This window comes from Streptomyces sp. NPDC001492 (assembly GCF_053597275.1).
On sequence record NZ_JBSFHW010000017.1, the window covers coordinates 102,485 to 124,659 of the forward strand.

A 22,175-nucleotide genomic window follows, 5' to 3' on the forward strand; every position below is an offset into this window, starting at 1 on the left:
GCGCCCCTGACCGGTAAAACCCGAGGTCAGGGGCGCTTCCGAGGAAATGGCCTAGTCGAGGTAGTCGCGCAGCACCTGGGAACGCGACGGGTGGCGCAGCTTCGACATGGTCTTGGACTCGATCTGGCGGATGCGCTCGCGCGTGACGCCGTACACCTTGCCGATCTCGTCGAGGGTCTTCGGCTGACCGTCGGTGAGACCGAAGCGCATCGAGACGACGCCCGCCTCGCGCTCGGACAGGGTGTCCAGGACGGAGTGCAGCTGCTCCTGCAGCAGCGTGAAGCTCACCGCGTCGGCCGGGACGACGGCCTCGGAGTCCTCGATGAGGTCACCGAACTCGCTGTCGCCGTCCTCGCCCAGCGGGGTGTGCAGGGAGATGGGCTCGCGGCCGTACTTCTGGACCTCGATGACCTTCTCCGGGGTCATGTCGAGTTCCTTGGCCAGCTCCTCCGGGGTGGGCTCGCGGCCCAGGTCCTGGAGCATCTGGCGCTGCACGCGCGCGAGCTTGTTGATGACCTCGACCATGTGCACCGGGATACGGATGGTGCGGGCCTGGTCGGCCATGGCACGGGTGATCGCCTGACGGATCCACCAGGTGGCGTACGTGGAGAACTTGTAGCCCTTGGTGTAGTCGAACTTCTCGACCGCGCGGATCAGACCGAGGTTGCCCTCCTGGATGAGGTCCAGGAAGAGCATGCCGCGGCCGGTGTAGCGCTTGGCCAGGGAGACCACCAGACGGAGGTTGGCCTCCAGGAGGTGGTTCTTGGCGCGGCGGCCGTCCTCGGCGATGATCTCCAGCTCGCGCTTGAGCTTCGGGGCCAGCTTGTCGGCGTTGGCCAGCTTGTCCTCGGCGAACAGGCCCGCCTCGATGCGCTTGGCGAGCTCGACCTCCTGCTCGGCGTTGAGCAGCGGGACCTTGCCGATCTGCTTGAGGTAGTCCTTGACCGGGTCGGCGGTGGCACCGGCCGCGGCGACCTGCTGGGCCGGCGCGTCGTCCTCGTCCTCGTCGGAGAGCACGAAGCCGGCGCTCTCGGCGCCCTCGGGCTCGTCGGCACCCTTGGGGGTGTCCTCGAGCACCTCCTCCTCGATGACCTCGGCGTCGTCCTTCTTGGCACTGGTCTTCTTGGCCGCCGTCTTCTTGGCGACGGTCTTCTTCGCGGGCGCCGCCTTCTTGGCGACCGCCTTCTTGGCAGCGACCTGCTTGGCGTCGTCCTCGACGGGCGTGTCGGCGGCGGGCGCCTCGGGGGTGGCGGTGGCGGTGGCCTTCTTTGCGGTCACCGTCTTCGCCGCGACCGTCTTGGTGGCGGTGCGCTTGGCCGGACTCTTCGCTGCGACGCTCTTCCGGGTGCGCTTGGGCTCCGCGGCACTGACCATCAGCGTCACACCCTCTTCCTCGAGGATCTGGTTGAGGCTGCGCAGTACGTTCTTCCACTGAGTGGCCGGAATCTGGTCAGCTTCGAAGGCCCGACGCACATCGTCGCCGGCGATCTGCCCCTCAGCCTTTCCCTGCTCAATCAGAGCCATGACAGAGACGGACTCGGCGATCTCCGGCGGGAGCGTACGGGATGTGCTGGCCGACACGAACAACCTCTCGGAACGTTGGAAAACGGCTTCCGGCCCCGTCCAGGACGGACAGGAGCCGACCGCCGGCTTGGGGATTGGGCCGACGGCGCGGGCGGGACCGGGAAGATGCACAGCGCCGCAAACGGCGTCCGTATTCCCTCCTCGGCTGTCACCTCTTAGGTCATCGCGCTGTTTCCCCGAGTGTTACGCCCAATCTGCGTGGCCCGAATCACACCCTGTAAGCACTCAAAAATGTACAGATAAGGACATACGGGGTCAGCCGTGGGCGAGATCGGGGCTTTCCCAAAGGTCCCCGCGGCCCTTGGCGCCGTCGGACCCCGCAGGATCCCGGAGATCCTGCGGGGTCCGACGGAGGCGGTACGGCGGCCGAGCCATGCCCCAGGAGGGGGAGGCATCTCCCGGCCGCGCCGCCCGCAGGGTGCGGTCAGTGTTCGCGCGGCGCGGGAACCACCCGCTCCACCTCGGGGTGGACGGTCAGCAGCTGACGCATGGCCGACTCGGCCGCCGTGCCGTCCCCAGCGCCGAGGGCGTCGACGATCCTGCCGTGGTGCGCCAGCGACGTCTCGTTCGGCCGGTCGCAGCCGGTCACCGGGCCGCCGGAGACCTGGAGGGCGGCCGAGACGATCCCGGAGAGGTGCTCCAGCATCCGATTGCCCGCAACCTGGATCAGCAGGGAGTGGAACTCGGCGTCGGCGCGGGAGAAGGTGATGGCGTCACCCTGCCCCATGGCGTGACCCATGATCTCCACCATGTCGGCTAGCCGCTGCTGGACGTCCTCCCGCCCGTGCCCGGCGGCGAGGCGGGCGGCGAGCGGCTCGATCGTCCAGCGCAGTTCGCTCAGCTCGCGGCGCTGGTCGTCGCGCTGCGGCCCGAAGGCGCGCCATTCGATGATGTCCGGATCGAGCAGGTTCCAGTCGCTGACCGGGCGCACACGCGTCCCGACGTTCGGGCGAGCGCTGACCAGGCCCTTGGCCTCCAGGACCCGGAGCGACTCGCGGACGACGGTGCGGGAGACCTCGAAACGCTGGCCGATTTCCTCGGGCACCAGCGGACGGTCGGCCCCCAGATCGCCGGAGACGATCATCTGTCCCAGCTGCTGGACGAGTTGGCCGTGCAGCCCGCGTCCGCGGCTGCCCGCGGCGCGCCGGCCCACGCGGCCCAGCTCCGGGTCCGCGCTCTCCCAGGCGGGGGCTCCGACGCGGTCGACCACGTGGGCCTCGGCGTAGGGGTAGCGGTCGAGATCGCCCGGGCCGGCCAGACCGGAGTCGGCGGAGCGGGCGGCGGTCATCATGGTGTGCGCAAGGGTACTCACGGATCCTTTGTCGGCGCCCTCTCCAACTCCCTTGAGGTCTTTGGTGAAAAGCACACGAAAGGGTGATCGCTCACCCCGTCGCAATTGACGCCTTATCGGAAAGAAATGGGCTTTCCCCAGGGAGTTGCGCACAGGGGAGGACGAAAGCGCGCGGACGGTTGTCATCGGACCCTGCTGCGCAGGGTGGTGAGCAGATACGCGCAGAGCAGAGCGGTGAGCGACAACGTCAGGGCACCGCCCACGGGTTGGGCGATCACCCTCGCCAAGGCCCACAGATAGCGCTCTCCCCCGAAGGGCCACTGCAGCAGGAACAGCTCGCGCAACCGCAGCGGAAGCCCGGCCGCCATCCGCACGGACGATCCCGCCAAGGCCTTCTGTACGAGCGGAACGACGACGACCGGTACGGAGACCACGGCCGCGAGTCCTGCCGTGGTGGACCGGAAGACGCCCGCGGCCAGCACGCCGGCCCAGGCACATCCGACGACGAGACCGAGCCAACTCGCGCTCAGCGAAAGCCAGTCCGCGGGAACTTGCATGAGCTCCCGTCCGTAGACGATGTAGAGCACCTCGGCGTCGCAGCCGACCGCGAGGAAGGCCAGCATCAGCGCGGTGGCCGTGGCGACGAAGAGTTTCGCGGCCAGCAGCCCCAGCCGACGGGGCACGGTGCCGCGATCCGCCGCAAGCGCGGGATGGCGGAACTCGTCGCCGAAGGCCAGCGCGCCGAGCAGTCCCGCACCGAGCGCGGCGGGCGGAAGCGGCAGCTCGCGCGGCCACGCGGCCAGCAGGCGCGCCTGCGGGGTGTGTCCGATCCGGGCCAGGAGGACGGCGGCGAGGGCGGACACGACGAGTACGACGGCCCCGGTGACGAACCCGGTGCCGATGCCGGCGGCGCGACGGATTTCGTAACGCAGGGGACGCAGGGGGCTCGGAGCCGGGCGGACGGAGATGGGGGGCGGAAGCGAGGGCGGGCCGTCGAGGGCGCCGGTCTGAGCCGGGCGTGCGGCCGGCGTCGGGGCACGCCCGGACGCCGCACGTGACGGGGGCGCGTTGACGGGTGCCTTCAGCGCGCCGCCCTCTTGGGGTGCGTCAGTCAGCGGCGGGGACGGCGGTTCGGGGTGCGCTCCATGGGACGCGTCAGCCGGAGTCGGGGAAGCCGGGTCGGCGTCTCCCTGCCCGGACGCGTCAGCGGGGGCCGAACCGCGCGCCGGCCCTTCGGGCTCCAGGACTGCGTCCGCTGCGTGCGGTTCGTCCGGCACCTGCGGCTCGCCGGCGGATCCCGGCACACCGACCGGTGCGTCCACCGCTCCCGGACCCATGTCCCCGATCTCGTCGGCGAGTTGATGTACGAGGATGCCGTGGCGGAACGCGGTCTCTCCGACGTCGGCGCAACTACTGCCGTAGACGGAGAGTCGGTTGCCGCCTTCGTGCACGACTTCTACGGAGCGCTGGGCGGTACGGGCCTCCTTGGTGAGCAGGGCGGCGAGGCGCACGACGTGCGGGCTGCGGACGGCGACACGGGGGCGCAGCCGGGTGCGGGCGAAGTCCTCGGCGTCCTGGTCGGCGACAATCTTGCCCCGGTCCAGCGTGACGACCCGGTGGGCGCTGCGCGCGGCCTCCTTCGGGTCGGCCGTGGTGACCAGGACCGTGCCGCCCTGGGCGGCGTGCGCGTGCAGCATGCCGTACAGCCAGCGGGCCTCGCGGAGGGAGAGCCCACCGGCGGGTTCGTCGAGTACGAGCGTGTGCGGGTCGGACAGCAGGGCGCAGGCCAGGCCGAGGCGACGGTCCATGCCGCGCGAAAGGGTGCCGAGGCGTTCGTCGCGCAGGCTGACGAGGCCGACCACTTCGAGGACCTCGTCGGCGCGGCGGGCGGGAACTCCTGCGGCGGCGCACAGCATGCGGAGATGGCCACGGACGGAACGGGCCGGGTGTCCCGGTACATCACCCAGGAGCACGCCGACTTCGCGGCCCGGATGGGCGATGCGGTGCAAGGGACGGCCCTTGAAGTAGGTGATGCCACGGCCCTGTTGGAGTTCGAGCATGAGTTTGAGTGCGGTCGTCTTGCCCGCTCCCGGCGCGCCGAGCAGCGCGGTGACGCGGCCTGCGCGCACGTCGAAGGAGACGTCGTCGACCGCGGGCGGAAGCTCCTTGCGGGGATTGCTGGTCAATCCGTAGGCCTGGATCACCCGAAGCAAGATAGCGCGCTATGTCCGATTTTTCGGGTATAGCGCGGCCCGCTCTGCAGGCCGTGACCGGTACGCCCGGCACCATGCCGTCACACTTCGGGGCGCAGCATCGGGGGGTTGAGCAGTGTGGCGCCGCCGGCCCGGAACAACTGGGCGGGGCGGCCGCCCTGGCGTGTGGTGGTCCCGCCGGTGGGGACGAGGAACCCCGGCGTGCCCGTCACCTTGCGGTGGAAGTTGCGCGGGTCGAGAGCCACGCCCCACACCGCCTCGTAGACCCGGCGCAGCTCGCCGACGGTGAACTCGGTGGGGCAGAACGCCGTGGCGAGGGACGAGTACTCGATCTTGGAGCGCGCGCGCTCCACGCCGTCGGAGAGGATCTGGGCGTGGTCGAAGGCGAGCGGCGCGACCGGTTCGCCGTCCCGTCCGTAACCGCCCTGCTGCAGCAGCTCCTCGACCGGCGCCCAGCGCGCATTGCTGGCGTCGCCGCCCGCCCGGGGTGCGGGCAGGTCGGGGGCGAGTGCCAGGTGGGCGACGCTGACCACGCGCATCCGCGGGTCCCGCTTGGGGTCTCCGTAGGTCGCCAGTTGCTCCAGGTGGGCACCGTTGTCCTGGGCGGGAACGGCGGGGTCATGAGCGCGCAGCCCGGTCTCCTCGGCCAGCTCGCGTGCCGCTGCCTGTGCCAGATCCTCATCGGCCCGTACGAAGCCGCCGGGGAGTGCCCAGCGCCCCTGGAACGGTGGTTCGCCCCTGCGTACCGCCAGCGCGCACAGGGCATGGCGGCGCACGGTCAGCACGACCAGGTCCACGGTGACGGCGAAGGGCGGAAACGCTGACGGGTCGTAGGGCATGCGGCGATCATAGTCGTCTGCCTGACGATAAACACTCCTTTCGTCGGCCGCTTCGATGACTGATCCACTTCGGTCCGGTATGAGCCCCACCCCCTGGTTCCGGGTGCTGTGCGGTGGTACGTCGTCCCAGGTCACACTCCCAATTGCAGCCCGTCGGCCGCCTCCTCGACCATGGCGAGACCGAGGCGGCTGACTCGTACGGAGAAGGGCGCTCCGGCGACTCGAAGTCCCCTCAGGACGATCTCGCCCAGAGGCGCACTGTGCATGGGCCGCAGTGTGATCGTCCCGGCCGGAGCGTCCGGACGGATACCCGCGAGAGTCACCAGTAGCAGCACACCGGCGGCCGCCGCGGTGGCGGCCGGACGACAGGCCGCCGGGTGCGGGAGGGGAGCGCTCCCGGCGGTGCGCTGCTCCCCCGCGTACATCTCGGGCAGCCGGTTCCCGAAGCTCTCGGCCGCCGCCAGGGCGCCCTTCAGCAGCGAACCCGCCTCCTTCTCGTAGCCGGCGGTGGCCAGGCCTGCGACGGCGATCGCCGTCTCGTGGACCCGTACGGCACCGCTACGGTGGCCGAACGGGTTGTATCCGGCTTCCTTCACACCCAGTCCGCGCAGCCCCCAGCCCGAGTCCATCCCTGGGCCGCCGAGCAGGCGGGCGAGCTGTTCGGTCTGCACCTTGTCGAGCAGCCCGGGGGCCGGCTCGCCCCCGCCGAGCAGGCCGGTGTCGAGGAGATGGGCGGCGGCAGCACCCAGGTACGGCAGCGGGGTGCCGTCGGGGGCGCGAGCGGCGGCCGGCCTGCCGCCACCCCGGTCGTCGACCCAGAAGTCCTCCCTGAACTCCGCCCGCAGCATCTGGGCCCACTGCCGCAGCTCGGCGCCGCCCGGCCGCCCGCAGCCGTCGAGCAGATCGGCCCCCAGCAGGGCCGCACGGTGGGCGTGGGCCTGCGTCTCGCAGCGGACGGGACCGCCGGGATGCGGGTCACTCAGGTAGGTCTCCTCGCCGACGGTCTTCCGCAGCCAGGCCAGACAGCGCTCGGCCGCCGGCAGCAGTTCCTCCGTCTCGGCCTCGGGAAGGCCCCAGCGGCGGGCCTCCGCGAGGAGCGCGGGGAAGAGCAGCGTGGCTTCCATGCCGGTACAGCCCGGCGGCAGATGGATGCCCGCGTCCCGTCGCGGACCCGGGATCATGCCGGACTGCGGTCCCGCGCCCCGGAGTTGGGTGCGGGCGAGGGTACGCAGCGTGCCTGCGGTGAGCCGGGTACCGAGGGCCAGCGTCATCCGCGCCGCCGCCAGTGCCTCGGCCGGGGCCGGACCGCAGCGCCAGGGGGCTCCTGCCGCGAGTTGCATGTCCAAGGGGTGGGCGGGGTCGCGCAGCAGGAGGGCATGGAGATCTTCGACGCTTGTCCGCAGCAGCGACTGGACCCGCGGGTCGTCACCGGACGCCCTCGCCGAGGCAAGAGGGCTCGTCGCCGCGCGGCTCACCGTTCGGACAGGGCCCGTTCCGTCCGGCCGTACCCGCAGCTCCACGCTGGTGCTGCCGCCAGGGGGCAGCTCGAACTCCCAGCGCAGCAACCCTGCGGAGGCCAGTGCGTCCGCGGGCGGCGGGTCTGCCGTGACCGACGAGTTCCCGGTGGCGCAGGACCAGCGAAGGCCCGAGTCGTGGACGCTGGCGGGAAGTTCGGGCCCAGCGGTGCCGGACGCGATGGCCCCCAGGTCGGCCAGGTCCGTGCCGAGGGCGACTTCGAGAGGCACACGCAGGGGGCGCCGGGCCGCACTGTGCAAGGTGATGCGCTCCGTCCCGTCCGCATGGCGAATGCGCTCGACGACGAGGTCCGGGTCCGGGCCGGAATGCGGCGAGGCACGCAACGTGCCCACGAAGCGGGACCGGTCGGCCGAGGTCATCCGGGCTTGCACCGTCAGCGGTTCGCGCCCGGCCACGCGGACCTGACATCGGGAGAGCACGCGTCGGCCCGCCCGGTAGAACCCTTCCAGCCCCTGACCGTTCATCTGCCCGTCCTCCGACGAGACGGCGAGTCCCGGGAGCGCGACGCAGATCATTGCGGTGTGCGTGGACGGCAGTTCGACGGGCCGTCGCGGTGGCGGCAAAGTTGTGGCTCGGGACGGTGGAACTGCTCCTGGGGGTGAGGAGATGGACGAGCGCGGCGCCTGACCTGGGGATGGTGGCAGGATCCGGCCCTGGTCCGGAGGTGACGGCAACGAGCGTTTCCGGCCTGTGAGTGGATCGGAGGGTTCGGTCGGACCGGCCGGCCCGGCTGGCAGTCGGTCCGGATGGGCCGGCCGGGGCAGGGAGCGGCCCGGCTCGGCCGGCTCGAGTGCACAGCGCCCAGGGTTGTCCGTGGGAACGGCGGTGAGGCCCTGACCGATCGGCCTGCCCGGGAGCCCGTCCTGACAGTTCGCCCCGATCGCGGGCCCGGGTCGTTCCGTCGTCCCAGGCGGGTACCAGTCCTGGCCGCTCGGTGCGGAGGCGCGTGTGCTGTCGGCCGCAGACCGGGCGTCGCGCCGGGTGGCAAGGTCCGCGTCGGTTGATGAGTGGGCGGCCGCCCCGGGAGACAGCATGGGCCGGCTTGCGCCGGAAGTGTCGTCGCCGGCAGCGGAGGGCGGAGTCGGCTGATGCATGGGGCGGCTTCTTCTGCGCTCGGTGCACCTCGGGCGTGTGCGACGCCGGGTGGGAGGATCCGGACGGACGTGGGCTGTGTGGCGGGCCCCGCCCATCCAGGCGTTCCGCCACTCAGGTGAACGGACCAGCGGTCCTCCGGGTCACGCCTGCGACAGGCCTGCCGGGACGGGCGGCAGCGACGACGCTGAGCAGCCCCGGCCCAGTCCCGTTGCCGCGCGCGGAGCACTCCGCGACTGCCGTCGGTCCGGTCGCCCCGACCGGCGCTCGACCAGAACCTGCTCACGCCTGCTCCTCAGTGCCACCGTCTCCGGGGCGCATGCTTTCGGGGCACTGGTCCCCGCGGCGGGCGGCGCCCTTCCCGGGGGTACGCGGGCGCGTGCGACCGGTCCGTGGGGCGCCGGGACGGCTACCGCTCGCCACTGCCGTCCGCGGGCGCGGGGCGCCCGTGCCACTCCCCCGGCCTTCTGGCCTTGCCGAGCGGGAATGGCTGCGGGTCGTGCCGCTGGAACGGACACGGCGTCGCGGGCGGGGAGCTTCCTCCGACCCCGATTCCGACACCGGTTCCGAGACCAAGTCGGGCATCGATCCCGACACCGACTGCGACACGGATTCCGACTCCGAGACCGATCCCGACACCAGCTCCGGCGCCCGCTCCGACGCCCGGTTCGACTCGACGGCCTGGGCCGTCACCGGCTCTGCGGTCCCCTCCTTGCCGTGCGACTGCTCGGCTGCCGTCCGCCCCCTGCCCCGTCGTTCCGCACGCAGGCAACGGCGGATCGACTCCGGGTCCAGACCCTCGTTGCAGGCCTGGTGCAGGAGCCGGGCGAAGAGGTAGCCCGGATCTGCGCCGAGTGCCATGGCGAGGGCTTCCCGGGCCTCCAGGTCGTCACCCGTGGACCAGGCGACCCAACCGGCCAGCGTCAGCGGTGCCGCCGCGTGTTCGCCGTAGGGTCCGACGCACCGGCGGGCCAGGGCCCGCCAGAGCCGGATGGCGAGTGCGGCCTCCTCGCCCTCCATCCACTCGGCCGCGCGGTCTCGGGTCGCACGGTCCTGGAGGCCGAGAATCAGTGTCGCGGCTTCGTCGTGTGCGAGCAGTTCGTCGTCGCGGAGATCCGCGGTGAGCGTGCCGGACACGGGCCGTGCGCCGGCCAGTCGGCGCATGATCTGCGCGGACAGTTCCAGTGTCTCCTCGGCGACACCCTCACGGCTGGCGTCGTCGAGAATCCTGGGGACCAAGGCCATGCTCGCGGCGTCCAGGGCACTCTCCTGCTCCAGGGCGGCCGCGGTCTCCCAGGGCTGCAGCCTGGCCCGCAGCTCGCGCAGAGTGCCCCGTACCTGCAGGCCGGCGTACGTGGCGGCGGCGGCCAGCACGGAGGTGCCGGGCAGGCCCATGGGCAGGCCTTCGGGCGGACAGCAGGCCTCGTTCCCGCAGCAGTAGGACCAGAAGCGGCCGTCCGAGATGCACAGCGCCTCGATCACCGGCACGTCGAGCCGGCCGCACTCGACCCGCAGTTTCTGGGCCAGCGGACGCAACCGCTCCATGACCTGCCGCCCCGACTCGCCCTTGGCCGGTTCCTGGCAGAGGTAGGCGACCATCTGTTCGGGCCGGGCTCCCCTGCGCTCACTGCCGGTGACGAGTCCGTGGGCCAGCTGCTGGGCAACGGAAGCCCAGTCGTCCGTACTCGCCGGGATGCCGAGCCGGGCACGGCCGCCGAATCGGCCGCGGCCGTCCCTGTCGTGCAGGGCGACGAGGACGATGCTTTCCTCGGGCCGGTACCCCAACAGATAGGGCAGGGCATCGGCCAGTTCGGCCGGGGTGCGCAGCGTGACCTGGTGCTCGGGGCCGTGGCTCTCGTAGGCGGTGCAGTCGACGTGGTCCGGGCGGCCCGGGCGCTCCTCGTGCGCGTCTTGTGCGCCGTACTCGCCCTGCGCGTCGCGCCCGCCGTGGTCGTCCGAAGCGGCCGGGCCGACGTGCTTTTCCGGTCGGCCGGGGTCGCCGTGTCCGTCGTGGTGCTCGGCGCCGTCACGTGCGGCCTTGCCGTTTTCGGGGGATCCAGTGGTTTCGCCGTGGTTCGTCATGCGCAGACGATCTCGCGGAGCGCGGTATTCCGGTTTGCCCTGTGGATAACTCAAGCCAGGGACACATCAAGCACTCCTCGCCTCCACAGGTCCGGTCGGGCTTGTCGGTGCCTTCCTGTTTGATGGGGTGCATGGAGCACACGAGCAACGCGGAACTACGGGCGGCCGCGGACGCGGTCCTCGCCCGCCTCGTCGGGGATGCCACAGGGGTGGCCCGACTGCGCGAGGACCAGTGGCGGGCGATCGAGGCGCTGGTCGCCGACAGACGCCGGGCGCTCGTGGTGCAGCGCACGGGGTGGGGCAAGTCCGCGGTCTACTTCGTGGCGACGTCGCTGCTGCGGGCCCGGGGCAGCGGACCCACGGTCATCGTCTCCCCGCTGCTCGCGCTGATGCGCAACCAGGTCGAGGCCGCGGCCCGGGCCGGTATCCATGCACGGACGATCAATTCCTCGAACACCGAGGAGTGGGACACCGTTCAGGACGAGATCGCCGCGGGTGAGGTCGACGTCCTGCTGGTCAGTCCGGAGCGCCTCAACAACCCGGACTTCCGGGATCAGGTGCTCCCCAAGCTGGCCGCCGCCACCGGACTGCTGGTGGTGGACGAGGCCCACTGCATCTCCGACTGGGGGCACGACTTCCGGCCGGACTACCGGCGACTGCGCACCATGCTCGGTGATCTGCCGCCGGGCGTCCCGGTGCTCGCGACCACGGCCACCGCGAACGCGCGCGTGACCGCCGACGTCGCCGAACAGCTCGGCACCGGTGGCACGTCGGACGCCCTGGTGCTGCGGGGCCCGTTGGACCGGGAGAGCCTGAGCCTGAGCGTGCTGCGGCTGCCGGACGCCGCACATCGTATGGCCTGGCTCGCCGACCACCTGGGCGAGCTGCCGGGTTCCGGGATCATCTACACGCTCACCGTGGCCGCTGCCGAAGAGGTCACTGCTTTCCTGCGGCACCGCGGTCACACGGTCGCTTCCTACACGGGCAGGACCGAGAACGCCGACCGGCAGCAGGCCGAGGACGACCTCCTCGCCAACAGGGTGAAGGCCCTGGTCGCCACCTCCGCTCTGGGCATGGGGTTCGACAAACCTGATCTCGGATTCGTGGTGCACCTGGGATCGCCGTCCTCGCCCATCGCCTACTACCAGCAGGTGGGTCGCGCCGGGCGCGGAGTCGAGCACGCCGAGGTGCTCCTGCTGCCGGGGAAGGAGGACGAGGCGATCTGGGAGTACTTCGCGTCGCTCGCCTTCCCGCCGGAAGACCTGGTACGCCGCACTCTCGATGTCATGGCGAGAGCGGACAGGCCCTTGTCGCTGCCCGCCCTGGAGCCCTTGGTGGAGCTGCGCCGCTCCCGCCTGGAGACCATGCTCAAGGTTCTCGACGTGGACGGGGCGGTCAAGCGCGTCAAGGGCGGCTGGATCGCAACGGGGCAGCCGTGGACGTACGAGGCGGAGCGGTACGACTGGGTCGCGCGGCAGCGCAGGGCCGAGCAGCAGGCGATGCGTGAGTACTCCTCGACGACCGAGTGCCGCATGGAGTTCCTGCAACGCCAGCTGGACGACGAGGGGGCCAAGCCCTGCGGCCGCTGCGACAACTGCGCCGGGGCGCGGTTTACCACGGACATGTCCACGACGGCACTGGACGCGGCGCGGGTGGATCTCGGTCGGGCCGGTGTGGAGGTGGAGCCACGCCGTATGTGGCCGACCGGCCTGCCCGCGATCGGCGTCGACCTCAAGGGACGCATCCCGACCGGTGAACAGGCCGCTCCCGGGCGGGCGTTGGGCCGGCTGTCGGACATCGGCTGGGGCAACCGGCTGCGGCCGATGCTGGCGGCACAGGCCCCCGACGGTCCCGTGCCGGACGACGTGGCGAAGGCCGTCGTGGGCGTGCTCGCCGACTGGGCCAGGGGGCCCGGGGGATGGGCCTCGGGAGCGGCTGACCCGCAGCCGCGCCCGGTGGGTGTGGTGACCGTCTCCTCTCGCACCCGTCCTCAGTTGATCCACTCCCTGGGTGCGCGCATCGCGGAGGTCGGCAGGCTGCCGTTGCTCGGCTCCGTGGAATACGCGAGCGACGCGTCCCACGTCTCCCGAAGCAACAGTGCACAGCGACTGAAGGCACTGGACGGCACGTTGACCGTGCCGCCCGCCCTCGCCTCCGCTCTGGCCGAGGCCGGTGGCCCCGTCCTCCTCGTCGACGACTTCACCGAGACCGGCTGGACGTTGGCGGTCGCGACCCGCATGCTCCGACGTGCCGGTGCGCGGGGGGTGTTGCCACTCGTCCTGGCCGTCCAGGGCTGACCGCGGCGCGACACCGCACGCCCGTCGGCAGTCGCGCCTTGAACCCCCATCTCAACAGTGCACCAACTCGGGGTGAACGGTAGGCGCATGCGTCGTGACGCAACGTACTGGGTAGGGATATAAACCGCAGACCGCCGTGTTTCGGTCAGTGGCCCCAATTGCTCGTTGCCGCATCCAAGTTCGACAGGAAGAATTGAAGTCCGCTCCCCGCACGGCTCGTCCGTGGTCCGGTAGGGCTCTGCTGCGGCGTGCGCTCCCCTGAACATGACCCCGCCCCCAGTGTGGGCGCGTAGCCGAAGGGAGGACCGTGACCTTCGGATTCGCTCCGTCCTCGGCAGCATCCACGTCGACGTCTGCCGACCTGTCCGCCGCATCCGCCAACCCTCTCACCCGCATGCTCGAACCCGCGGAGTGGGCCGCCGCCGGAATTCCTCTGCTGCGCAATCCCCGAGAGGTCGTCAGCGGACTCCACTCCCGGCATCACCCAAGGCCCGCGACCGCGGTGGTGGCCGTCCTCGATCCGGACGAACGCCTGTGCGCGAGCGCCTCGTTCACCCGCCGCCCGGCTCCGGCCGACGGCTGGATGTTCCGCAACACGCTGCTCGCGCAGCTTCGCCGGGTCATCCCGCACGATCTGCGGCGCCGCACACCTGTGCGCACCGCGGTGCTGCTCTACTGCCGTGAGGGCGACGCGCGTTGGACCGAGGAGGACGGCGCATGGATGTGGGGCCTGCGTGACGCGTGCACACTGCACGGACTGCGCTGCGGGGCGTACATCACGCTGACCCGGGACGGCTGGCAGGTGCTCGGTGAGGGCCGTGGCGGACGCCGTCCCAACGCGGACTCCTCACCGGAGCCCTTCGGATTGTCCGAGGCGCCGCCCCCGCTGCCCCGCACCGGTGGCGCCGCCTCGGAGGTCCTGCGCCGCGCCGCGGCCCGCTGACAACACCGACCGGGTCACGCCCGACCGACCAGCAGACTCCCTTCGTACGCCGGCTTCGCGGCGCCGAGGGGAGTTGCACACGACGACCCGGGCCGCCCGTCGGCACTCCGAGCAACCACCGCCCCATGGCGTGGGGGACCGTCGCTGCACGAACGGCGGACGCTGCCCGCCGAGGCGCTGCCGCTCCCCCACCTGCTGGTCACACACCACAGAAGTGGACGGAAACACTCGCGCAGCGGTCATCCCGACGGGATCTGCGCACACCGAAACGCCCGCTGCGCCGATGCCGCCACCGCGGCGTCCTCGTCGCTCCGGCGTCCCCGTGGACGTACCGGAACAGGCTCAGACGCCCGCGCCCAGCACCGAGTTGATCTGCTGCGGGTCGCCGCAGACGATCAGCAGGGCCCCGGCCCGGGTGAGGGCCAGCGGAAGTGCGGAGGCGGCTGTTGCGTCGGAACCGCCGTTGACGGCAACCACGACCACGGGGCGCAAGGCCGCGCGACCGGCGACAGCGGCGTCGGTGTAGAAGACGTCGTCGCCCGCGTCGTGCTGCGCCCAGTAGGAGGCTTCACCGAAGGACAGCTCGTGGGCGGCCCACGGGTGCTGTTCGCCGGTGGTGATCACCAGAACGTCTCCGGGGGCACGACCCGAGTCCAGAAGCAGGTCCACTGCTTCCTCGGCGGCGTCGAGCGCACCCTCCGCCGAGGCCGGGATCAGCTGGATCTGCGGGGTCGCCGAAGCAGAGGCAGGGGCAGCCGGGACCGAGGGTCCGGGCTGGGCCACGGCCACGTCACGCGCCGTGCGCTGCACCGGCGCCGTGGGCCGGAGCGGACCAGGACGACCGGGACGCGGCGGAGCCGCGGGACGGGGACCGGGTACGGGACGGGGGGTCGGCGCGGTGCGGCCGCTGGCCGGCGTGGCGCGGGGACCCTGGGCACTCTCGTGAATCTGAGGCTCCTCGGGAATGAGAGGCATGGGCTGATATTTATCAAACGTTGGTGCGGCTCGCGTCGGCGGGTGGCACATGAGCGCGAGCGGAATCGTCAGAAGTCGAAGCCGAGCTGACCCTCGATCTCCGGAACGCCTCCGTCCGCCCAACTGCGGACCTTCTTGAGATGTCGCCACTGGGGCAGCGCATCAAGATACGCCCACGACAACCGGTGGTACGGGGTGGGCCCCCGCTCCGCCAGTGCGGCCTTGTGCACGGGCGACGGATACCCGGCGTTGTCCGCAAAACCGAAGTCTGCATGGTCGATACCCAGTTCGGCCATCATTTTGTCGCGCTGAACCTTGGCGATCACCGAGGCCGCCGCGACCGCCACGCACGACTGGTCACCCTTGATGACCGTACGGACCTGCCAGGGCGAGCCGAGATAGTTGTGCTTGCCGTCGAGGATCACCGCGTCGGGACGGACCGGCAGAGCCTCGAGGGCGCGTCCCGCCGCCAGGCGCAGTGCCGCGGTCATGCCCAGCTCGTCGATCTCCTCCGGCGAGGCGTGCCCCAGCGCGTACGAGGTCACCCACTTCTGCAGTTCCACGGCAAGGACAGTGCGCCGCTTGACGGTGAGCAGCTTGGAGTCGGTCAGGCCCTCGGGAGGCCGGCGCAGTCCCGTGATCGCCGCGCAGACGGTGACGGGGCCGGCCCACGCACCGCGCCCCACCTCGTCGACACCGGCAATGATCTTCGCTCCGGTCGTGGCGCGAAGGGAGCGCTCGACGGTGTGAGTAGGCGGTTGGTACGGCATGGCGCCCTCAGCCTACGCCCCGTGGATCACCCGGCGACACCCCGGCTCCCACTACCACTTCCAGGACGGCGGCTCCCCGCACTCAGCCAACGCCCGGTCGCAGCAGCGGAACCATCAACTGGTCGATCATTTCCTTGAGATCACGGTCCTCCCATTCGCTTCCGCGCAGCTTGGAGCGGTACATCATCATGGCCGGGATGGCATCGAAGACATAGCTGTTCGCCGCGTCGGGTCGCACCTCCTTCCGCTCTATGCCACGGGTGATGACCTCACGAAGCAGCTTGATGGTGGGCTCCACGATCCCGTCGAAGATCACGCCATGGAAGCGCTCCGCCTGAATCGGGTCGCATTCGTGAATCACAGAGCGGACCGCGAAGCCGGGGCGCGAGAACATCGCCGCACGTGCCTGCCGGCACAGCGCGAGCAGATCTTCGCGCACACTGCCCAGATCCGGCGCCTCCTCTATGCGCGGCAGCCCCGCCTGCAGGGCATCGGCGACGAGATCCTCTTTGGACGACCAGCGCCGATAGACGGCGGCCTTGCCGGTCTGGGCGCCGGCGGCGACGCCCTCCATGGTGAGGCCGTTCCAGCCGACCGTGCTGAGCTGTTCCAGGGCGGCATCGAGGATCGCGCGTTCGAGTACGGCGCCGCGCCGACGGAGGGAGGCCGCCTGAGCGGGGGCGGCCGTCCAGCGCGAAGTAGCCATCTACGTATCTCCAGCGAGCAGGGGGAGCGGGTTTTCGGGGATGGAAGAGCACCACGTGGCGACAACGGGGGATTCACCACATGACACCAATTTAAGTGAACGCTTGCGTTCACTATCGGGGACTCACTACGGTTGACGCGGCAGTGAACGCGAGCGTTCACTAACGCATTCGTGGGGGACCCATAGTGACAACCTCTCAGTTGATCAAGGAACAGAAGCCAGGTGCGGCGCGACGGGAGGGGCATCCCGGCATTGCGCTCGCAGTCATCGCGGCCTGCCAACTCATGGTGGTACTCGACGCGACGATTGTGAACATCGCACTCCCGCACATTCAAGACGCTCTGAAGTTCAGCACCACCGACCTCACCTGGGTCGTCAGCGCCTACACGCTCACCTTCGGCGGCCTGCTGCTTCTGGGCGGGCGCGCCGGGGATATCCTCGGCCGCCGCCGGGTCTTCATGACCGGCATCGTGCTGTTCACCTTCGCCTCGCTGCTCGGCGGACTCGCCCAGGAACCCTGGCAGTTGTTGGCCGCACGGGTCCTGCAGGGCATGGGCGGCGCGATTGCGTCGCCCACCGCGTTGGCGCTCATCACCACCACGTTCCCGGAAGGCCCGGAGCGCAACCGGGCCTTCGGCGTCTTCGCCGCCGTCTCCGCGGGTGGCGGCGCGATCGGCCTGCTGGCCGGCGGCATGCTCACCGAGTGGCTCAACTGGCGCTGGGTGTTCTTCGTCAACCTGCCGATCGGCATCGTGATCACCCTGCTCGCGCCGCTCTACATCAGCGAGTCCGAACGGCACACGGGCCGCTTCGACATCGCGGGGGCCGTGACCTCGACGGCGGGCATGGCTTCCCTCGTCTACGGCTTCATCCGCGCAGCGGACGACGGCTGGCGGGACAGCCTGGCCATCGGCTCCTTCGGCGCCGCCGTGGTCCTGCTGGTGGCCTTCGCGCTCATCGAGTCCCGGGCCAAGGAGCCGATCACTCCGCTGCGGATGTTCGCCGACCGGAACCGCTCCGGAACGTACGTGATCATGTTGAGCCTGGCCGCGGCGATGTTCGGCATGTTCTTCTACATCGTTCTCTTCGTGCAGAACGTGCTGGGGTACAGCCCCATCCAGGCCGGTCTCGCGTTCCTGCCGGTGACCGTCGTGATCGCGCTCGGCGCCGGCCTGTCCCAGAGGTTCCTGCCGGTGCTGGGGCCCAAGCCGTTCATGCTCACCGGCTCGGCTCTCGCGGTGATCGGACTGGCCTGGCAGACCCTCATCAGCTCCAGCAGCTCGTATGCGGGCGGAGTGCTCGGTCCGATGCTGGTCTTCGGCTTCGGCATGGGCCTGAACTTCGTGACGCTGACGGTCACAGCGGTCTCTGGTGTCGCCCAGCACGAGGCGGGGGCGGCCTCCGGACTGCTCAACGCCACGCAGCAGGTGGGTGGTTCGCTCGGTCTGTCCATCCTGACGACGGTGTTCGGGTCGGCCAGCAAGGACGAGGCGCAGAAGCAGCTGCCGAAGTTCCTCGCCAACGGTTCGGCGGAGCAAAAGACAGAGTTCGCGAAGACGCACCAGCTGCCCGGAACCTGGGGACACGAGGTGCTCGCCCAAGGGATTTCCATGGGCTTCGTGGCGGCCGCGGCCATGGCTGTGCTCGCCTTCGGCACTGCCTGGTTCGTGATCCGGGTCCGCAAGAGCGACCTGGAAGCACTCGCCGGCACGGCGGGAGCAACGGTCGGCTGAACGGGCCGCCCCCACACGGAGCCGCGGAGGGCCGGACCGAGTCCGGGGGACCGACGGCGAGGACGTCGGTCCGGCCCTCCGTGCCCGTCCCGCGGGGCACAGCAAGGTCAGGACTGAAAGCACCGCCCAGACGGCCACGAACTGCACGACTCACCCCCGGACCTTTCGCGCCTCAGATGCAGTGCACCCGCTCCTGCGCCTCACACGGCTGATGTCAGGACAACGGCCGCACGGTCACGCAGAGTTCCCGGCAAACACGGAGAGTTTCCACCAGTCTCTCCGGGCGATCTCCACAGGTTGCAAAGGATTCAAGCTGACGGTGCCCGGACGGTCGGCACCCAGTCCGGGAGTGCCTCCGTCAGCCCCGCCCACTCGGCAGGCGGCAGGCCGGCCTTCCCGGCAGCGAGCACCCCGCCCACAATGGCGCAGGTGGTATCCACGTCACCACCGACCTGCGCAGTCGTCCAGAACGCCTGCTCGAAGTCGCCGAGGGCCCGCGCCGCCGACCAGAGCGCGAAGGGCACGGTGTCATGGGCGGACGTACGCCGTCCGCAGCCCAGTACGGCCGCGACGGTGCCCGCGTCGGCGTAGTCGAGCATGTCCCGTGCGCGCCGCAGGCCCGCGCCGACGGCGCTCTTCGGGACGAGCGCGACGACTCCGTCGAGGAGTGCCTCAGGGCTCGGCGGACCGCCGGGGGCTGCGACCAGCGCGGCGGCGGCCGCAACCGCCATGGAGCCGACGACGGCCTCGCGGTGCTGGTGCGTGGGATACGCGGAGATCTCCGCCTGATGAGTCGCCTGTTCCGGGTCGTCCGCGTACCAGGCGCCCAGCGGGGCGATCCGCATGGCCGCTCCGTTGCCCCAGGAGCCCTGTCCGTGGAAGAGGTCGGCGGCCAGCTCGCGCCAGTCCCCGCCCTCTCGAACCAGCCGCAGCAGACGGTTGACCGCGGGACCGTACCCACGGTCGAAGTCGTGGTGGTGGGCGAAGGACTGCGCCAGGGCGTCCTGGTCGATGCGGTGGTGAGCGGCCAGGACCGCCACCACGGAGCAGGCCATCTCCGTGTCGTCGGTCCACTGCCAGGGGCCTGGCGGCAGCTCGCGACGCTGCAGCAGTGGATAGTTCGCCGGCACGAAGAACTGCGAGCCCAGCGCATCCCCCACGGCCAGTCCACGCAGGCTGGCCACGGCGCGGTCCAGGCGCCCGTCGGGAGAGGAGTCAGGGGTCATCGCTCTGCCACTCTATCCGGTGATCCCGTACGGTTCCGGATCTCGCCAGCGTTCGAAAGGCCGGTCCAGCACGTACTTGCCGTCGTCGCCGAGAACGAGCATCCGCATTTCCGCGTTCCCCGGATTCGACAGCGACTCGAATTCCGCGACCGTCCAGTGGAACCAGCGCATGCAGAACAGCCGCATGGCCAGGCCGTGGGTCACCAGCAGCACGTTGGACGGGTGGTCGGGGGCCTCGAAGCTGCGGTACAGGCTCTCCAGGAAGCCGCCGACCCGGTCGTACACGTCGGCGCCGGACTCCCCCTGGGCGAAGCGGTAGAAGAAGTGGCCGTACGCGTCCCGGTAGGCCTTCTGGAGGCGCACGTCGTCGCGGTCCTGCCAGTTTCCCCAGTCCTGCTCGCGCAGCCGGGGCTCCTCCCGTACCCGTATGAGCTCGGGATCGAGATGGAAGGCGCGCAGGGTCTCGTGCGTGCGCCGGTACGGTGACACGTACACGCTGACGCGCTCACGGCCGAAGACCTCGCGCAACCGCTTGCCGGTCTCCTCGGCCTGCTGCCAGCCGCGCTCGGTCAGCGCCAGTGCATGGTCGGGCTCCCGCTCGTAAACGGTGTCATCAACATTGCCCGTTGACTCTCCGTGCCGGACAAGGACGATGCGCCGTGGTCGTGCCATGCCGAAACCCTAGATCGGGTGACGCCCGATCGAGCACTCGTACGGGCTCATACAGCGTAGGTCACACACTTCCTGCACCACTGGCCACACCAGGGCGCACCATGAAATGCGTCCGGTTTCCAAACCCACGCGTCAGACCGTCCAGGTCGGCTCCAGCTCAATGATGTCGCCCGTGAGAGCCGCCACGTCCGCCTCCGTCTGTGCCCGCAGGGCGAGCCGCTCCACGCGCTCCGTGCGGTACTTGCCGTGTTCGGCGGCCGACCGCCACATGGACAGCACCAGGAACTCATGGCCCGGCGCCTCGCCGAACAGGCCGCGGATCATGCCGGGAGAGCCGGCCATGGCCGGATTCCAGACCTTCTCCTGCATCAGCGTGAAATGCTCGGCCCGTTCCTCGTGCACTCGGCAGAGGGCGACCCGCAGCAGGTCCGCGTCCGTGAAGCGCGGTTCGAAGCCGGTCTTCACGTCGAAGCGGTAGTCGAAGAGCTTGACCTGGGCATCCTTGAACGTGCCCGACTGAGCCGCCGCCAGCCGATCGTGGGAACGGGCCATGAAGGAGTCGTAGAAGGCACGGCTCTCCCAGAAGGCGAAGATGTGGGCCACTCCTGTGCGTCCCCGGCTCCAGCCACCACCTTGTCCCCGAAACCCCGGCTCCCCCAGAAGCCCCGCCCACTTTCGCTGCCCCCGCTCGAAGCCGCGGCGGTCCACCACGGTGCAGCGAATCCACTTGACCAGCACCGCGCCATGGTAAGGCCACGGAGCGTGGCGCCGGTCACGCTCCGGTGGACAGCTCCGGCGCACACCTGCACGCGCGCGTGGCAGGATGGACAACAGGCCCAGTCCGCCGCGCAGTTCGGGCCGGACAGGGGCACACGGGGAAACGGGGAAGGGGAGATCCGGTGACCGGCATCAACAAGGGGATCCGCAAGGTCGAGGTCGCACTCAAGTGGGACCCCAGTCCGGCGGGAGAGGCGGACACCGATCTCGACATCGTCGCCGCCACCTATCCGGCGGACGACGCCTACGGCGATCCCGCCTATGTGGTGCACTTCGACAGCCGCTCCCCGGACGGCACGATCTACCTCAACCGAGACAGCAAGGACGGCAAGGGCTTCGGCTGGGACGAGGTCATGACGCTGGAGTTGGAGCGGCTCAGCGAGCGGTACGCACGCGTGGTGGTCGGCGTGGTCATCCAGCAGCGCACGGCGCACCGGACCTTCGTCGGCGTGATCAACCCGGGGCTGCGCATCCGCGAGGGCTACACCGTTCTGGCCGAGGACGACTTCGGTGACGTCCTCGGGGCGACGGCGGCGACGGTCGGGGAGTTCATACGCGACGAGTCCGGCGAGTGGACGTTTCGCCCCGGGATCCACGGCTTCGAGGACGACCCGGCGACGTTCACCCGGGACATGGGCCGGGCGCACCAGCCCTGACGTCCGTCAGCCGGCGGTCCATCCCGGGACCGTCGGCAACACGTTCTCGGCGACACGGAACAGGGCCGCGTCGTCGGGCGTCGCGAAGTCCTGGCGCCAGATGGCGACTTCGAAGTAGCCGCCGCCGTCCTTGGCGTCCCGGGCGACCAAGAGGCTGCGGGCGATGCCTCCAGGGCCGCTCTTGGCCTTGCCGCCGCCCACCAGGTTGAAGCTCAGTGCGATGGTCCGGTCCGAGTAGACGATCGCGGGATGCCCGAGCACCGTTTTCGTCTCTGCGCGCGTGCCCAGAAGACCGGCCATGTCGGCCACGCCGAACTCGTCGTCGGATGCCGACAGCCTCACGGAGTACGTCTTCAGGTCGACGTCCGCCTCGGGGGTGGTGATTTTCGTGCCGTCCGCCGAGGTGATCGTGCTCTCGTTGCCGTCGGCCGTCTCCGCGTACTCCTCCGGTGTGCCGAGCAGCGCCGGCAGGTCCGGGCGGTTGAGTGCCGTGCAGAGCTGGGCGCCCGAGACAGGTTTCGACGGCTTGTCGTGCGTGGCCGTGCAGGTGGCCGGCCCGCGGTCGGCGGACGCCTTCGAGTCCAGGTCCAGCGCCCACAGGAGCCCTGCGAGGCCCCCGACCACCACGATCGCGGCGATCACCTGAGCCGCCACATTCATGGGCTTCTCAGGCTCGCTCGTTGCCTTTTTGGAGTCGGCGAAATCGTCGACCATGTCCCCCACGTTCCCCACCCTGCCGTTCGCGCCGGTCGTGCGCGGGGGGAGCCTAGCCTGTGATCGACC

The 22,175-nt window shown here is 70.5% G+C and carries 17 protein-coding genes; 4 read left to right on the top strand and 13 right to left on the bottom strand.

From position 1 onward, the window contains the following. Positions 1–51 precede the first annotated feature (51 nt). From ACWC1K_RS22390 to ACWC1K_RS22415, 6 genes are all read right to left on the bottom strand, one after another. Positions 52–1,581 (bottom strand): RNA polymerase sigma factor, encoded by a 1,530-nt coding sequence (locus ACWC1K_RS22390; protein ID WP_450833662.1) that lies wholly within the window; start codon positions 1,579–1,581, stop codon positions 52–54. Positions 1,582–2,008: 427 nt separating this feature from the next. Continuing rightward, a complete protein-coding gene (locus tag ACWC1K_RS22395; protein ID WP_123967933.1) occupies positions 2,009–2,896 on the bottom strand; it encodes a FadR/GntR family transcriptional regulator in 888 nt (295 codons plus the stop codon). Positions 2,897–3,057: 161 nt separating this feature from the next. Continuing rightward, the gene (locus tag ACWC1K_RS22400; protein WP_450833664.1) at positions 3,058–5,079 is read right to left on the bottom strand and encodes an ATP-binding cassette domain-containing protein; all 2,022 of its coding nucleotides are present in this window, start codon (positions 5,077–5,079) and stop codon (positions 3,058–3,060) included. 89 nt (positions 5,080–5,168) lie between these two features. Beyond that, positions 5,169–5,927 carry an NUDIX hydrolase gene (locus tag ACWC1K_RS22405; protein WP_030939512.1) on the bottom strand — a complete coding sequence of 253 codons (759 nt, stop codon included), beginning with the start codon at positions 5,925–5,927 and terminating at the stop codon, positions 5,169–5,171. A gap of 131 nt (positions 5,928–6,058) precedes the next feature. Further along, positions 6,059–7,978 (bottom strand): glycogen debranching N-terminal domain-containing protein, encoded by a 1,920-nt coding sequence (locus tag ACWC1K_RS22410; protein WP_450833666.1) that lies wholly within the window; start codon positions 7,976–7,978, stop codon positions 6,059–6,061. Positions 7,979–8,837: 859 nt separating this feature from the next. Next, a complete protein-coding gene (locus tag ACWC1K_RS22415) occupies positions 8,838–10,637 on the bottom strand; it encodes a DUF4192 domain-containing protein (protein ID WP_450833668.1) in 1,800 nt (599 codons plus the stop codon). Between the two features lie 131 nt (positions 10,638–10,768). On the opposite strand from ACWC1K_RS22415, the gene ACWC1K_RS22420 reads away from it, so the two are divergent. Together ACWC1K_RS22420 and ACWC1K_RS22425 are read left to right on the top strand one after the other, a co-directional pair. Next, positions 10,769–12,934, top strand: coding sequence for a RecQ family ATP-dependent DNA helicase (locus ACWC1K_RS22420; RefSeq protein WP_450833670.1), 2,166 nt, complete (start codon positions 10,769–10,771; stop codon positions 12,932–12,934). Positions 12,935–13,241: 307 nt separating this feature from the next. Further along, positions 13,242–13,877, top strand: a complete 636-nt coding sequence (locus tag ACWC1K_RS22425; protein WP_450833671.1) for a hypothetical protein — start codon at positions 13,242–13,244, stop codon at positions 13,875–13,877. Between the two features lie 342 nt (positions 13,878–14,219). Here ACWC1K_RS22425 and ACWC1K_RS22430 read toward each other — a convergent pair whose 3' ends face one another. The 3 genes from ACWC1K_RS22430 to ACWC1K_RS22440 all read right to left on the bottom strand — a co-directional run bounded on the left by ACWC1K_RS22430 (position 14,220) and on the right by ACWC1K_RS22440 (position 16,328). Further along, positions 14,220–14,852, bottom strand: coding sequence for a hypothetical protein (locus tag ACWC1K_RS22430; RefSeq protein WP_450833673.1), 633 nt, complete (start codon positions 14,850–14,852; stop codon positions 14,220–14,222). 68 nt (positions 14,853–14,920) lie between these two features. After that, positions 14,921–15,622: a ribonuclease HII gene (locus ACWC1K_RS22435; RefSeq protein ID WP_351482497.1), complete on the bottom strand. Its 702-nt coding sequence runs from the start codon at positions 15,620–15,622 to the stop codon at positions 14,921–14,923. 82 nt (positions 15,623–15,704) lie between these two features. Next, positions 15,705–16,328: a TetR/AcrR family transcriptional regulator gene (locus ACWC1K_RS22440; protein ID WP_450833675.1), complete on the bottom strand. Its 624-nt coding sequence runs from the start codon at positions 16,326–16,328 to the stop codon at positions 15,705–15,707. A 185-nt stretch (positions 16,329–16,513) separates the two neighbouring features. Here ACWC1K_RS22440 and ACWC1K_RS22445 point away from each other — a divergent pair, with 185 nt between their 5' ends. Then, positions 16,514–18,061: an MFS transporter gene (locus ACWC1K_RS22445; RefSeq protein WP_450833677.1), complete on the top strand. Its 1,548-nt coding sequence runs from the start codon at positions 16,514–16,516 to the stop codon at positions 18,059–18,061. A gap of 308 nt (positions 18,062–18,369) precedes the next feature. Here ACWC1K_RS22445 and ACWC1K_RS22450 read toward each other — a convergent pair whose 3' ends face one another. From ACWC1K_RS22450 to ACWC1K_RS22460, 3 genes are all read right to left on the bottom strand, one after another. Further along, positions 18,370–19,287 carry an ADP-ribosylglycohydrolase family protein gene (locus tag ACWC1K_RS22450; RefSeq protein ID WP_450833678.1) on the bottom strand — a complete coding sequence of 306 codons (918 nt, stop codon included), beginning with the start codon at positions 19,285–19,287 and terminating at the stop codon, positions 18,370–18,372. 12 nt (positions 19,288–19,299) lie between these two features. Continuing rightward, positions 19,300–19,959 (bottom strand): histidine phosphatase family protein, encoded by a 660-nt coding sequence (locus ACWC1K_RS22455; protein WP_344401721.1) that lies wholly within the window; start codon positions 19,957–19,959, stop codon positions 19,300–19,302. Positions 19,960–20,091: 132 nt separating this feature from the next. Next, a complete protein-coding gene (locus ACWC1K_RS22460; protein WP_099931779.1) occupies positions 20,092–20,697 on the bottom strand; it encodes a YdbC family protein in 606 nt (201 codons plus the stop codon). Between the two features lie 161 nt (positions 20,698–20,858). Between ACWC1K_RS22460 and ACWC1K_RS22465 the strand changes: the two genes are divergently transcribed. Then, the gene (locus ACWC1K_RS22465; protein ID WP_450833680.1) at positions 20,859–21,392 is read left to right on the top strand and encodes a TerD family protein; all 534 of its coding nucleotides are present in this window, start codon (positions 20,859–20,861) and stop codon (positions 21,390–21,392) included. Between the two features lie 6 nt (positions 21,393–21,398). On the opposite strand, the gene ACWC1K_RS22470 is transcribed toward ACWC1K_RS22465, so the two are convergent. Then, complete coding sequence (locus tag ACWC1K_RS22470; RefSeq protein ID WP_450833681.1) at positions 21,399–22,106, bottom strand: DUF6215 domain-containing protein; 708 nt, start codon at positions 22,104–22,106, stop codon at positions 21,399–21,401. Positions 22,107–22,175 lie beyond the last annotated feature (69 nt).

Coding starts and splice junctions, on each gene's coding strand:
- ACWC1K_RS22405 (WP_030939512.1), bottom strand. CDS start 5,927: ATGCCCTACGACCCGTCAGCGTTTCCGCCCTTCGCCGTCACCGTGGAC.
- ACWC1K_RS22410 (WP_450833666.1), bottom strand. CDS start 7,978: ATGATCTGCGTCGCGCTCCCGGGACTCGCCGTCTCGTCGGAGGACGGG.
- ACWC1K_RS22415 (WP_450833668.1), bottom strand. CDS start 10,637: ATGACGAACCACGGCGAAACCACTGGATCCCCCGAAAACGGCAAGGCC.
- ACWC1K_RS22420 (WP_450833670.1), top strand. CDS start 10,769: ATGGAGCACACGAGCAACGCGGAACTACGGGCGGCCGCGGACGCGGTC.
- ACWC1K_RS22430 (WP_450833673.1), bottom strand. CDS start 14,852: ATGCCTCTCATTCCCGAGGAGCCTCAGATTCACGAGAGTGCCCAGGGT.
- ACWC1K_RS22435 (WP_351482497.1), bottom strand. CDS start 15,622: ATGCCGTACCAACCGCCTACTCACACCGTCGAGCGCTCCCTTCGCGCC.
- ACWC1K_RS22440 (WP_450833675.1), bottom strand. CDS start 16,328: ATGGCTACTTCGCGCTGGACGGCCGCCCCCGCTCAGGCGGCCTCCCTC.
- ACWC1K_RS22450 (WP_450833678.1), bottom strand. CDS start 19,287: ATGACCCCTGACTCCTCTCCCGACGGGCGCCTGGACCGCGCCGTGGCC.
- ACWC1K_RS22455 (WP_344401721.1), bottom strand. CDS start 19,959: ATGGCACGACCACGGCGCATCGTCCTTGTCCGGCACGGAGAGTCAACG.
- ACWC1K_RS22470 (WP_450833681.1), bottom strand. CDS start 22,106: ATGGTCGACGATTTCGCCGACTCCAAAAAGGCAACGAGCGAGCCTGAG.